General features: G+C 65.2%; 10 protein-coding genes and 1 pseudogene. 1 reads left to right on the top strand and 10 read right to left on the bottom strand.

From position 1 onward, the window contains the following. Positions 1–31: 31 nt before the first annotated feature. The 9 genes from AR540_RS14840 to edd form a co-directional block, all read right to left on the bottom strand. On the bottom strand, positions 32–937 hold the full coding sequence (locus AR540_RS14840; RefSeq protein WP_059229973.1) for a carbohydrate kinase family protein: 906 nt from the start codon (positions 935–937) through the stop codon (positions 32–34). A gap of 126 nt (positions 938–1,063) precedes the next feature. Further along, positions 1,064–2,164: an ABC transporter ATP-binding protein gene (locus AR540_RS14845; protein WP_059229974.1), complete on the bottom strand. Its 1,101-nt coding sequence runs from the start codon at positions 2,162–2,164 to the stop codon at positions 1,064–1,066. A gap of 11 nt (positions 2,165–2,175) precedes the next feature. After that, on the bottom strand, positions 2,176–3,006 hold the full coding sequence (locus tag AR540_RS14850) for a carbohydrate ABC transporter permease (protein ID WP_059229975.1): 831 nt from the start codon (positions 3,004–3,006) through the stop codon (positions 2,176–2,178). Then, positions 2,999–3,916 carry a carbohydrate ABC transporter permease gene (locus tag AR540_RS14855; protein WP_059229976.1) on the bottom strand — a complete coding sequence of 306 codons (918 nt, stop codon included), beginning with the start codon at positions 3,914–3,916 and terminating at the stop codon, positions 2,999–3,001. The genes AR540_RS14850 and AR540_RS14855 overlap by 8 nt, the downstream gene beginning before the upstream one ends. A 140-nt stretch (positions 3,917–4,056) precedes the next feature. After that, positions 4,057–5,319, bottom strand: a complete 1,263-nt coding sequence (locus tag AR540_RS14860) for an ABC transporter substrate-binding protein (RefSeq protein ID WP_059229977.1) — start codon at positions 5,317–5,319, stop codon at positions 4,057–4,059. Positions 5,320–5,599: 280 nt separating this feature from the next. After that, positions 5,600–7,048: an ATP-binding protein gene (locus tag AR540_RS14865; protein ID WP_059229978.1), complete on the bottom strand. Its 1,449-nt coding sequence runs from the start codon at positions 7,046–7,048 to the stop codon at positions 5,600–5,602. Next, complete coding sequence (locus tag AR540_RS14870; RefSeq protein ID WP_059229979.1) at positions 7,038–7,778, bottom strand: response regulator; 741 nt, start codon at positions 7,776–7,778, stop codon at positions 7,038–7,040. The genes AR540_RS14865 and AR540_RS14870 overlap by 11 nt, the downstream gene beginning before the upstream one ends. A gap of 102 nt (positions 7,779–7,880) precedes the next feature. Continuing rightward, positions 7,881–8,858, bottom strand: a complete 978-nt coding sequence (locus AR540_RS14875; protein ID WP_059229980.1) for a glucokinase — start codon at positions 8,856–8,858, stop codon at positions 7,881–7,883. Continuing rightward, a complete protein-coding gene (gene edd / locus AR540_RS14880) occupies positions 8,855–10,684 on the bottom strand; it encodes a phosphogluconate dehydratase (protein WP_059229981.1) in 1,830 nt (609 codons plus the stop codon). The genes AR540_RS14875 and edd overlap by 4 nt, the downstream gene beginning before the upstream one ends. Before the next feature lie 136 nt (positions 10,685–10,820). Here edd and gap point away from each other — a divergent pair, with 136 nt between their 5' ends. Further along, complete coding sequence (gene gap, locus AR540_RS14885) at positions 10,821–11,825, top strand: type I glyceraldehyde-3-phosphate dehydrogenase (RefSeq protein ID WP_059229982.1); 1,005 nt, start codon at positions 10,821–10,823, stop codon at positions 11,823–11,825. A 139-nt stretch (positions 11,826–11,964) separates the two neighbouring features. Here the strand turns inward: gap and AR540_RS26100 are convergent. Further along, a pseudogene (locus tag AR540_RS26100) lies at positions 11,965–12,073 on the bottom strand (IS110 family transposase); the annotation flags it as partial.

Below are 12,073 nucleotides of genomic sequence, written 5' to 3' on the forward strand. Positions count from 1 at the left end.
TTGGCGACTATTGTTGTTGTGGGGAAAGCGTCTAGTAGGGGCTCAGCTGCAGCAGGGCCTCCACGTCGGCCCGGGTCGGGGCGTAGGCACCGGCATGGCGGCAGGAGACCGAGGCACTGGCCGCGGCGAATCTGAGCCGTTGCTGCATATCGCTCAGGCCCAGCAGGCCGGAGGCCAGCCAGCCGGCCATGCAGGCGTCACCCGCGCCAACGGTATCGGCCACGTCCACGGCGATGGCGGCCTGCTGCCACTCACCCTCGGGAGTGTAGAGCACCAGGCCGTGCTCGCCACGGGTGAAGAGGATGCGCGCCTGGGGATTGAGGGCGCGCAGTTCGTCCAGCGCGGCGCGCTCGTTGAGGCCGGGATAGATCTGGCGGATGTCTTCGTCGGACAGCTTGATGTCGTCGGCCAGGCGCACCAGCTCGGGAAAGGTCTGCTGGCGATAGCGCTCGTCCATCAGGTTGCGCCAGTTGGGATCGTAGCTCAGCCGCTTACCAGCGGCCTTGGCCTGGCGCGCGAGCTCCAGCAGGGTGTCGGCCAGCGGATAGCGGGCCAGGCTGATGCAGCTGAAATGACAGACCTCGGCGGCCTCCAGCCAGCCATCAGGCAGCAGCGCCGGATCGAATTGCAGATCGGCTTCGCCGGCGAAGAAATAGCGCGGCGGACGGCTCGACGGCACGATGGCCACCAGCGGGTCGGCGGCGACCCGCTGCAGGAAGCGGCAGTCCAGACCGGCGGTTTCCGACTGCCAGGCGATCTCGTCGCCCAGGCCGTCCTGGCTGATGGCACCGCCAAAGGCACTTTCCACCCCGAGACGGGCCAGGCCGCGTGCGACGTTCCAGGGCGCACCGCCGGGATAGCCGCGCCATTCGCCAGGATTACCCTGGACGATGTCGGTAAGAGCTTCGCCAAAGACCACGACGCGGGGTAGTGCCATTGTTGTTCTCCTGTCTGTCACGGCGACCAGGGCTACTCCTGGTCTCTGGTAGGGCCGCGACCCGGCGTCAGGCGCGGCGGCGGGCGGACCTTACCATTGCTGTAACGTTTCAGCCATGAGCACCCATCAAGAAAGTCGACGACCGCTCGCGGGGTCGAACAGCACCGCCCGTCGCGGATCTATGCGCCAGAGCACCTGGTCGCCGGCGCGCGGTGCCTCGCCCGGGGCTACCCGGCAGCAGACCTTGGTGCCGTTCCACTCGGCATAGAGCAGGGTATCCGGCCCGGTCGGTTCGACCACCTGGACGCGGGTGAGGATGCCCGGCACGGCGTTGTCCGCCGGATGCGCGGACTGGATCTGTTCCGGACGAACGCCAAGGATAGCTTCTCTGCCGGCCAGTGCCGGATCCAGCGCCGGCAATTCCACCTGGCTGTCGCCGGTATCGCCGGTGACGCGGGCCACCACCCTGCCCTCGCGCGCTTCCAGGCGTACCGGTACGAAGTTCATTGGCGGCGAGCCGATGAAGCTGGCGACGAAGAGATTGGCCGGGTCGTTGTAGATCTCCTCCGGGGTACCGAATTGCTGCACCTCGCCGTCCTTCATCACCGCGACCCGGTCGCCCAGAGTCATGGCCTCGATCTGGTCGTGGGTGACGTAGACGGTAGTGGTCTGCAGCCGCTGGTGCATCAGCTTGATCTCGGTGCGCATCTCTACCCGCAGCTTGGCGTCGAGGTTGGAGAGCGGCTCGTCGAACAGGTAGAGCTTGGGCCGCCGCGCCAGGGCACGACCCATGGCCACGCGCTGCTGCTGGCCGCCAGAGAGCTGTGCCGGCTTGCGCTCGAGCAGGTGCTCGATCTGCAGCAGCTTGGCAACCCGCGCCACCTCGGCGTCGATCTGCTCCCTGGGGGTCTTGCGGATCTTCAGGCCGAAGGCGATGTTCTCGCGCACGGTCATGGTCGGGTACAGGGCATAGGACTGGAACACCATGGCGATGTCCCGATCCTTGGGCTCGACCTGGGTGACGTCCTCGCCATCCAGGCAGATGGCGCCGCTGCTGATGTCTTCCAGGCCGGCGATGGCGTTCATCAGGGTGGATTTGCCGCAGCCGGAGGGCCCGACCAAGATGAGGAACTGGCCGGCGTCGATGCGGATGTCGATGCCCTTGAGGGCTTCCTGGGCGGCGTTGCCATAGGTCTTGCGTACGCTTTTGAGTTCGAGAGCTGCCATGGTGGCCTTCCTTATCCTTTGACCACGCCCGAGGTCAGGCCCCGGACGAAATACTTACCCGCGAAGATGTAGACCAGCAGGGTCGGAAGCGCGGCGATCATGGCCGCGGCCATGTCGACGTTGTATTCCTTGGCCCCGGTGCTGGTGTTGACCAGGTTGTTCAGGGCCACGGTGATGGGCTGCGACGAGCCGCTGGCGAACACCACGCCGAACAGGAAGTCGTTCCATACCTGGGTGAACTGCCAGATCAGGCTGACCATCACGATGGGCGTGGACAGCGGCAGCAGGATCTTGAAGAAGATGGTGAAGAAGCCCGCCCCGTCCAACCGCGCCGCCTTGATCAGGGCATCGGGGATGCCCACGTAATAGTTGCGGAAGAACAGTGTGGTGAAGGCCAGGCCGTAGATCACGTGCACCAGCACCAGGCCGGTGGTGGTGTTGGCCAGGCCGAGCTGGCCGAGGGTGAAGGACATCGGCAGCAGCACCACCTGGAAGGGAATGAAGCAGCCGAACAGCAGCAGGCTGAACAGCAGGTTCGAACCGCGGAACTGCCACTTCGACAGGGCGTAGCCGTTGAGCGCGCCGATGAAGGTGGAGATGAGCACCGCCGGGACGGTGATCATGAAGGAGTTCCAGAAGTAGCTGTGGACCGCGTCCCAGGCCTTGAGCCAGCCGATGATCGTCCAGTCCAGCGGCAGGCTGAGCAGGTTGCCGGTGCGGACATCGTCCGGGGTCTTGAAGCTGGTCAGCAGCATCACCACCAGCGGCACCAGATAGACCGCGCAGGAGACGATCAGGGTGGCGTGGATGGCCAAGCGATTGACGTTCAGAGCCTTAGCCATTTCGCTTGCTCCGCAATTCCGAGTAGAGATAGGGCACCAGCACCGCCAGCACCGCGCCGAGCATCAGCACCGCACTGGCCGAACCCAGGCCCATCTGGCCGCGGGTGAAGGTGTGCTGGTACATGAACACCGCCGGCAGGTCCGAGGCGTAGCCGGGGCCACCGGCGGTCATGGCCATCACCAGGTCGAAGCTCTTGATGGCGATGTGGGCGAGGATCATCACCGCGCTGAAGAACACCGGCCGCAAACTCGGCAGGACGATGCGCAAGTAGATGGTCGGCAGCCCTGCCCCGTCCACCTGGGCGGCTCTCAGGATGGAGGAATCCACGCCACGCAGGCCAGCGAGGAACATGGCCATGACGAAACCCGAGGCCTGCCAGAGGGCGGCGATCAGCAGGCAGTAGATGACCCGGTCGGGGTCCACCAGCCAATCGAAGCGAAAGCCTTCCCAGCCCCAGTCGCGCAGCAGCTTGTCCAGGCCCAGGCCGGGGTTGAGCAGCCACTTCCAGGCGGTGCCGGTGACGATCATCGACAGCGCCATGGGATAGAGGTAGATGGTGCGGATGAAGCCTTCGCGGCGGATGCGCTGGTCCAGCAGGATGGCGAAGAAGACGCCGATGGCCAGGCTCAGCAGGATGAACAGGCCACCGAAGATCGCCAGGTTCTTGCAGGCCACCAGCCAGCGATCGTTCTCCAGCAGCCGCGCGTACTGGGCGACGCCGGCGAAGCTGTAGCTGGGCAGGAAGCGCGAGTTGGTGAAGGAGATCACCGCCGTCCACAGCATGTAGCCATAGAGGCAGACGACCATGGCGATGGCCGTGGGCGCCAGCACCAGCTTGGGCAGCAGGCGCTGCAGCCGGTCCGGGCGTCGCCTGACGGTCGCGACGGGATGGGTTTCGGTAAGAGCCATGAGGGCGTTTCCAGGGGTGGTATTATCCAGGGGCTGGGTTTCTCGGGGATCGCGGCCATGGGCCGCTCCTACAGGAGGTCATGTGCCTGTAGGCGCGGCCGCAGCGGCGGACCGCCATGGCTGCGACAAACGGGTGGCCCTTACTTGGCAGCCTGAATGGCGGCGACCAGTTGCTCGGTGGCCTTCTTCGGATCGGCGCCCGCGTCATTGAAGAAGTTGGTCACCACATCGAAGATGGCGCCCTGCACGTAGCTGGTGTTGGCCATGCTGTGGGCCATGCTCGGCTCGGCCTTGCCATCGGCGTTGGCGGCCTGGAAGTCCTTGGTGGACTGCTGGGCGCAGCTGTCGAACTTGGCGAGGTCGATGTCGTTGCGCACCGGGATGGAGCCCTTGTTGAGGTTGAACACCTCCTGGAAGGGCTTGTCGATGACGGTGCGTACCAGGTCGTCCTGGGCCTTCTGGTTGTCCTTGTTCTTGATCTTGAACATGGCCAGGGAGTCGATGTTGTAGATGAAGTCGCCCTGGGTACCCGGCATGACCACGCATTCGTAGTCGACGCCCGGCTTCTTGCCGGCGGCGGCGAATTCGGCCTTGGCCCAGTCGCCCATGATCTGCATGCCGGCCTTGCCCTCGATGACCATGGCGGTGGCCAGGTTCCAGTCGCGGCCGGCAGCGTTGGGATCGACGTAACCCTTGATGCGCTTGAAGGTCTTGAACACCTCGACCATCTTGTCGCTGCGGATGGTGTCGGCATCGGTCTGCACGAAGACCTTGTCGTAGCCCTCCGGGCCCATGATGGCCATGACCAGGGATTCGAAGATGGTGCCGTCCTGCCAGTTCTGGCCGCCATGGGCCAGGGGTACGACACCAGCGGCCTTGAGCTTGTCGGCGGCCTCGAAGAATTCGTCCAGGGTGGTGGGGACCTTGGCGCCGGCCTTCTTGAACACGGCGGGGTTGATCCACAGCCAGTTGATGCGGTGGATGCCGGCCGGCACCGCGACGTATTCGCCATCGTGCTGCATGGTCTGGGCCACGCGCTTGGGCAGGATGGTGTCCCAGTTGCCCTGCTTGGCGATGTCGCTGATGTCGGCCAGGAAGCCCATGCTGGCCCATTCATGGATGTCGGGGCCTTTCAGCTGGGCGGCGGACGGCGGGTTGCCGGAAACGGCGCGGGTCTTGAGTACGGTCATGGCCGCCTCACCGGCGCCACCGGCCACGGCGAAGTCCTTCCAGGTATCGCCCTGCTTCTGCATCAGCTGCTTCAAGACATCGACGGCGCGAGCCTCGCCACCGGAGGTCCACCAGTGCAGCACCTCGACCTCACCGGCATGGGCGGTCAGGGGGGCGGCGATGGCGGCGCAGGAAAGGGAAACGGCGAGAGCGAGACGATTCAACGCATTCATGGGGGTCGTTCCTTGTTGTTTTTGTATTGGAGCTGGGCCGAGTCTAGTCAGACGAGTACGGCTGTGGGTAACGAAGGGAAAGAGATTTGTCACGGACTGGTGACATAGCGCCGGGGTGAGAGCGGCTGAGAAAACGTGGCGAGCGGATGGCGGGCAGGTGCGCGCGGCGCGCAGGAACAGCACCAGGCTCGTGCACGAGTGCACGAGCGGTACATGAGGACTTCGAGCACCGCACACGCGTGCCTGGCGGACGCGCAGCAGTTTTATCAGTCGCTCTGGTTCAGGTGCGCGGTAGGGTCAGGGTGACCCGCAGCCCGCCTTCGCGGCGATTGCGCAGCTCTACCTCGCCACCATGGGCGTGCGCCAGGTTACGGGCGATGCCCAGGCCCAGGCCGTAGCCCTGGCGGTCGGTGGCCAGGCGGACATGGGGCTGGAAGACCTGCTCCAGCTCCTGTTCGGGTACGCCAGGACCTTCGTCGTCCACGTGCAACACCAGGGTATGGCCGTCGTCGTCCACCTGCAGGTGGGCGCGGTGGCCGTACTTGAGGGCATTGTCCAGCAGGTTGCCGATGCAACGTTTGAGCGCCAGCGGCTTGCCCAGCAGGCTGCCGCGGACCTCGCCGGTGAGGGTCACCCGTGGCGAGTGCTCCTGGGTGAAGGGCTCCACCAGCTGTTCGAGCAGTGCCTGCAGATCGACCGGCTCCAGGTTCTCGTGGATGTCGGTATCCTTGACGCACTGCAGGGCACCCTTGACCAGCAGGTCCAGCTCGTCGAGATCGCGCACCAGCTTGGCCTGCATCACCTCGTCATCCACCAGTTCGGCGCGCAGGCGCAACCGGGTGATGGGAGTGCGCAGGTCGTGAGAGATGGCGCTGAACAGCTGGGCGCGCTCGTCCAGGTAGCGGGCGATGCGTTCACGCATGGCGTTGAAGGCACGGGTGACCTCGCGGATCTCCTGGGCGCCCTCCTCCCGCACCGGTGGCGTATGGACCTCCAGCGACAGCTCCCGCGCGGCGCGCGACAGCCGCTTGAGCGGACGACTCTGCCAGCGGATCAGCAGGCCGATGAACAGCAGCAGGAAGGCACTGCTGAAGACCATGAACAGCAGCTGCTGCAAGGGCAGCCAGGACTCGTCCAGGCTGTAGTAAGGCGCCGGCATCAGGGTCGCCAGGTATACCCACTCTCCCTCGCCGATGCGGATCTGGGTCACCAGCACCGGCGGCTCCAGGGGCTCCAGGCTCAGGGCGTAGTGCGCCCAGGAGCGCGGCAGTTCGTCGAGTGCCACGGCGCCGTTGAACAGGCGCAGTTGCTGCGGGCCGATGAATTCCACATACATGGGCATGGTGGCGCCCAGGCGTTCGCGCAGCACCGTCTCGACCTCCTGGAGCACCGCACGGCGGCCGGGGGTGTCTGGCAGTGCCTGCATGGTCAGCGGCTTTTCGTTGAGCGAGACGAAGAAGCGCGTGCCGCCCATGTTACGCAGTTGCTCCAGCACCAGCGGCCGATAGGCCGGCGGCAGCAGGCTGAAATAGCGCACGCTGGCGGCGATGGAGTAACCCAGGCTGCGGGCCGCCGTCTGCAGACCCTGGTTGCGATCGCTGCGCAGGGACGCGGACCAGAACAGCGCCGAGGCCCCCTGGGCCAGCAGCACCGCCAGCAAGGTCAGCAGCAGCATCCGCGCCAGCAGTGAACGCGGCACCAGCCGCGCCAGGAGACAGCTACACCGCATCGGCGACCAGTCCGCTGACCTCGGCGGCGAGCAGGTAGCCGCAGCCACGCACGGTGCGGATCAGCCGCGGCGACTTGCCGGTGTCCCTCAGGCGCTGGCGCAGCCGGCTGACCGCCATGTCGACGATACGCTCCAGCGGCAGCACCTCGCGGCCGCGGGTGGCGTTGGCGATGGTGTCGCGGTCGAGGATCTGCTGGGGATGATCGAGAAACAGCTTGAGCAGGGTGAAGTCGGCGCCGGAGAGAATCACCTCTTCGCCATCGCGGTGGAACAGCCGATGACTGACCGGATCCAGACGCCAGTCGTCGAAGGTCAGTAGACCGGTGGCCGCCGGACGCGTCTCGCCGAAGCCGGCGCGGCGCAGCAAGGCCTTGATGCGCGCCAGCAGCTCGCGGGGGCTGAAGGGTTTGCCCAGGTAGTCGTCGGCGCCCAGCTCCAGGCCGATGACCCGGTCGGCCTCGTCGGAACTGGCGGTGAGCATGATGATGGGCACCTGGCGGCAACTCGACTGCTCGCGCATCCAGCGGCAGAGGGCGAAGCCGTCTTCGCCGGGCAACATGACGTCGAGGATAAGCAGGTCGGGGATGAAATCGCCCAGGGCACGGCGCAGTTCGCGGCCATCGCCAACGGCGCGCACCCGATAGCCGGCACGGGTGAGATAGGCGTCGAGAAGCTCACGGATTTCCCCGTCGTCATCGACGACCAGGAGGGATTTGCCCAAGGTGGACATGGCGATGTTCGCTCTTGTTGTTCTGGCCAGGGGCCAGCTACCGGTAGTGCCGGCAGCATACCGGGGCCAGGCGACCTTGAGTAGTCGCCCGGCTCCAGCGGATCAGACCTGGCGCGCTTCGGCGATGGTTTGATCCAGGGCGACGCCAGCGCCGAACAGGCCCGGGTACTCGGCGGTCACCAGCCAGGCGGGAATGTCCTTGAGGTAGGCGCTGCTGGTCTTGCCCTTGTCGGCGAAGGCATGGGCGAAGGCCCCGCTCTGGAAGCGTTCGACGAAGCGCGGCAGGATGCCGCCGGCGATGTAGACGCCACCCAGGGCGCCCAGGGTCAGGGCGGCGTTGCCGGCGACCCGTGCCAGCCAGATGAAGAACTGTTCCAGCACGGCGTCGGCATAGGGATCACCCTTGAGCGCCAGCTCGCAGATGTCCGCCGCGCTGTGCAGGGCGGCGGTCCGGCCGTCCAGTTCGCAGCTGGCGTGATAGAGGTTGACCAGGCCGCTGCCGGACACCACCCGCTCGGCGGAGACGTGGTTACCGAACTGGCGCTTGAGGATCTTCCAGATATCGAATTCGCGCTGGGTATTGATCGGCAGGTCGACATGACCGCCCTCGCTGGGCAGCACGATCCAGCGATCCTTGCCACTGGGTACCAGGCTGGCGAGGCCCAGGCCGGTGCCGGGGCCGATCACCAGGCGCGGCCGGGTCGGCAAGGCGATACCATCGCGCACCTGCACGCAGTCCGCCGGGTCCAGGCGGGCGATGGCCCAGGCCATGGAGGTGAAGTCGTTGATCAGCAGCAGATGGGTGAGGCCCAGCTCGCGGCAGAATTGTTCGCGCTTGATCACCCAGTGATTGTTGGTGAAACGGAAGTCGCCCTCGCCCACCGGCCCCGCGCAGGCGAGGCAGACGGCGGTGATGTCGTCCAGCGCCACGCCGGTCTGCGCCAGGTACTTGCGTACCGCGTCTTCCGGGCAGGCGTAATCCGCACAGGCGAAGACCTCGATGGCCTCCAACCGACCTTCGCGCCAGAGCGCGAAACGCGCGTTGGTGCCCCCGATGTCTCCGACCAAAGCCAAACTCATTTCAGCGCCTCCAGGCTGGAAGTGAATGCACTGGCACCCGATTCGGCCGTGCTCATGGCGCCGCGCATGAAGGCGAACAACTCACGACCACAACCCACCCCGGTGCCCTGGGGCGCTTCGACCGCCTGGCGCGCCGTCCATTCGTCCGCTGCGACGAGAATCTTCAGTTCACCGGTACGGCCGTCGACGCGAATGAGATCGCCGTCACAGACCTTGGCCAAGGGACCGCCATCGACGGCCTCCGGACAGACATGGATGGCCGCCGGGACCTTGCCCGAGGCGCCGGACATGCGGCCGTCGGTGACCAGCGCCACCTTGAAGCCACGATCCTGCAGCACGCCGAGGTAGGGGGTGAGCTTGTGCAATTCGGGCATGCCCAGGGCCTTGGGTCCCTGGAAGCGTACCACCGCGACGAAATCGCGCTCCAGCTCGCCGGCCTTGAAGGCCTCGGCCAGCTCGCTCTGGTCGTGGAAGACCCGCGCCGGGGCTTCCACCAGCTGGTGCTTGGGCGCCACGGCAGACACCTTCATCACGCCACGCCCGAGGTTGCCCTGCATCACGCGCAGACCACCTTCCTCGTTGAACGGTCGGCTGGCCGGGCGCAGGATGTCTTCGTCCAGGCTCTGGGCGCTGCCGGTGCGCCACTCCAGCTTGCCATCCACCAGGAAGGGTTCCTGCAGGTAGTGCGACAGACCGTGGCCCATGATGGTGTTGACGTCTTCGTGCAGCAGCCCGGCGTCGAGCAGGGTGCGGACCATGAAGTTGACGCCGCCTGCGGCGTGGAAGTGGTTCACGTCGGCCTTGCCGTTGGGGTAGACCTGGGCCAGGGTCGGGGTCACCGCCGAGATCTCGGCCATGTCGTCCCAGGTCAGCTGGATACCGGCGGCCTGGGCGATGGCCGGGATGTGCAGGGTGTGGTTGGTCGAGCCGCCGGTGGCGCTCAGGGCCACCACCGAGTTGACGATGGCCTTCTCGTCGACGATCTCGCCCAGCGGCATGAAGTTGCCACCCTGACGGGTGATACGGGTCACCTGGCGGGCGGCTTCGCGGGTGAGTTCGTCGCGCAGCGGGGTGTAGGGATTGACGAAGGAGGAACCCGGCAGGTGCAGGCCCATGATCTCCATCACCACCTGGTTGGTATTGGCGGTGCCATAGAAGGTGCAGGTGCCGGGGCTGTGGTAGGACTTCATCTCCGATTCCAGCAGCTCTTCGCGGGTCGCCTTGCCCTCGGCGAAGGCCTGGCGTACGCGCGCCTTCTCCTTGTTGGAGATACCGGAAGGCATGGGGCCGCCGGGGACGAAGACCATCGGCAGATGGCCGAAGCGCAGCGCGCCGATCATCAGGCCGGGGATGATCTTGTCACAGATGCCCAGCAGCAGCGCGGCATCGAACATGTTGTGCGACAGCGCTACCGCGGTGGACATGGCGATGACTTCGCGACTCGCCAGACTAAGCTCCATGCCGGCCTCGCCCTGGGTCACGCCATCGCACATGGCGGGCACGCCACCGGCGAACTGACCGACGGAGCCGATCTCGCGCAGGGCCTGCTTGATGATCTCCGGATAGTGTTCATAGGGCTGGTGAGCCGACAGCATGTCGTTGTAGCTGGAAACGATGGCGACGTTCGCCTGGTCCATCAAACGGAGGCGTTGCTTGTCCGTCGACGAGCCGCATCCGGCGACGCCATGGGCGAAATTGGCGCATTGCAGCTTGCCGCGTTGCGGACCGTCGCTGGCGGCGGCCCGGATCATGGCGAGGTAACGCTCACGGGTCGGACGACTGCGTTCCACCAACCGCTGTGTGACTTCGAGGACGCGAGGATGCATGGTTTTGATTCTCCACCGGGCTAAATTTGTTGTTATTTAAAACATTCACAGCCAAATTGGCGCTATTATTCCGCTTAGCACGCGTCATGTGTAATGTTTTTTACAACAAAACCCAGCTATCGCGAGGTTTCTCTCAATGAGTATTCGTATTGCCATCAATGGTTTTGGACGCATCGGCCGCAACGTGCTGCGGGCGCTGTATACCGAGGGCTATCGCCAGGACCTGGAGGTCGTCGCGATCAACGACCTGGGCGACGCCGCCATCAATGCGCATCTCCTACAGTATGACAGCGTTCATGACCGCTTCCCTGCCGAGGTGTCCGTCGAGGGTGACAAGCTGGTGGTCAACGGTGATCGCATCGCCGTGACGGCCATCCGCAATCCGGCCGAGCTGCCGTGGAAGGAGATGAAGATCGACGTGGTGTTCGAGTGCACCGGTCTCTTCACCAGCCGCGACAAGGCCGCCGCCCACCTGGAAGCCGGCGCCGCCAAGGTCATCATCTCCGCGCCCGGCAAGGACGTGGACGCCACCATCGTCTACGGCGTCAACGACGACATCCTGCGTCAGTCGCACCAGATCATCTCCAACGCTTCCTGCACCACCAACTGCCTGGCGCCGGTCGCCCAGGTGCTGCAGCGCGAGCTGGGCATCGAGAATGGCCTGATGACCACCATCCATGCCTACACCAACGACCAGAACCTGTCGGACGTCTACCACTCCGACCCCTTCCGCGCGCGTTCGGCCACCCAGTCGATGATCCCGACCAAGACCGGTGCCGCCGAAGCCGTGGGCCTGGTACTGCCGGAGCTGCAAGGCAAGTTTAGCGGCATGGCGGTGCGCGTACCGACCATCAACGTGTCGCTGGTCGACTTGACCATCCTGACCGCCAAGGAAACCGACGCCAAGACCATCAACGCCTTCATGAAGGCCGCGGCCGAAGCTTCGCCGGTACTGGGCTACAACGACAAGCCGCTGGTCTCCATCGACTTCAACCACAATCGCCTGTCGTCGATCTTCGACGCCAATCACACCAAGGTGAGCGGCAAGCTGGTGAAGATCATGGCCTGGTACGACAACGAGTGGGGCTTCTCCAACCGTATGCTCGATACCTGCAAGGCGCTGGTCAACGCGCCGGCCTGAGGTCTCTAGGTCGTGCAGAAAAAGCGCCTTCGGGCGCTTTTTTCGTTTTCAGTTGCGGCAAAGGTCGGTCCTGGAACCCTGATCGCGGCCATGGGCCGCTCCTACAAAAGCATCACCTCCTGTAGGAGCAACTGTCTTCTCAAGCGGGCTCAGATCGCCAAGGAGTACCGTCCCTGAGCATGGCATTGAGCCGAATCAGCAAGACGCGTAGGCAGGCGATCAGGGCTACCTTGGCGGGTTTTCCACGC

The organism is Pseudomonas sp. EpS/L25 (genome assembly GCF_001512295.1).
Classification (GTDB): domain Bacteria; phylum Pseudomonadota; class Gammaproteobacteria; order Pseudomonadales; family Pseudomonadaceae; genus Chryseomonas.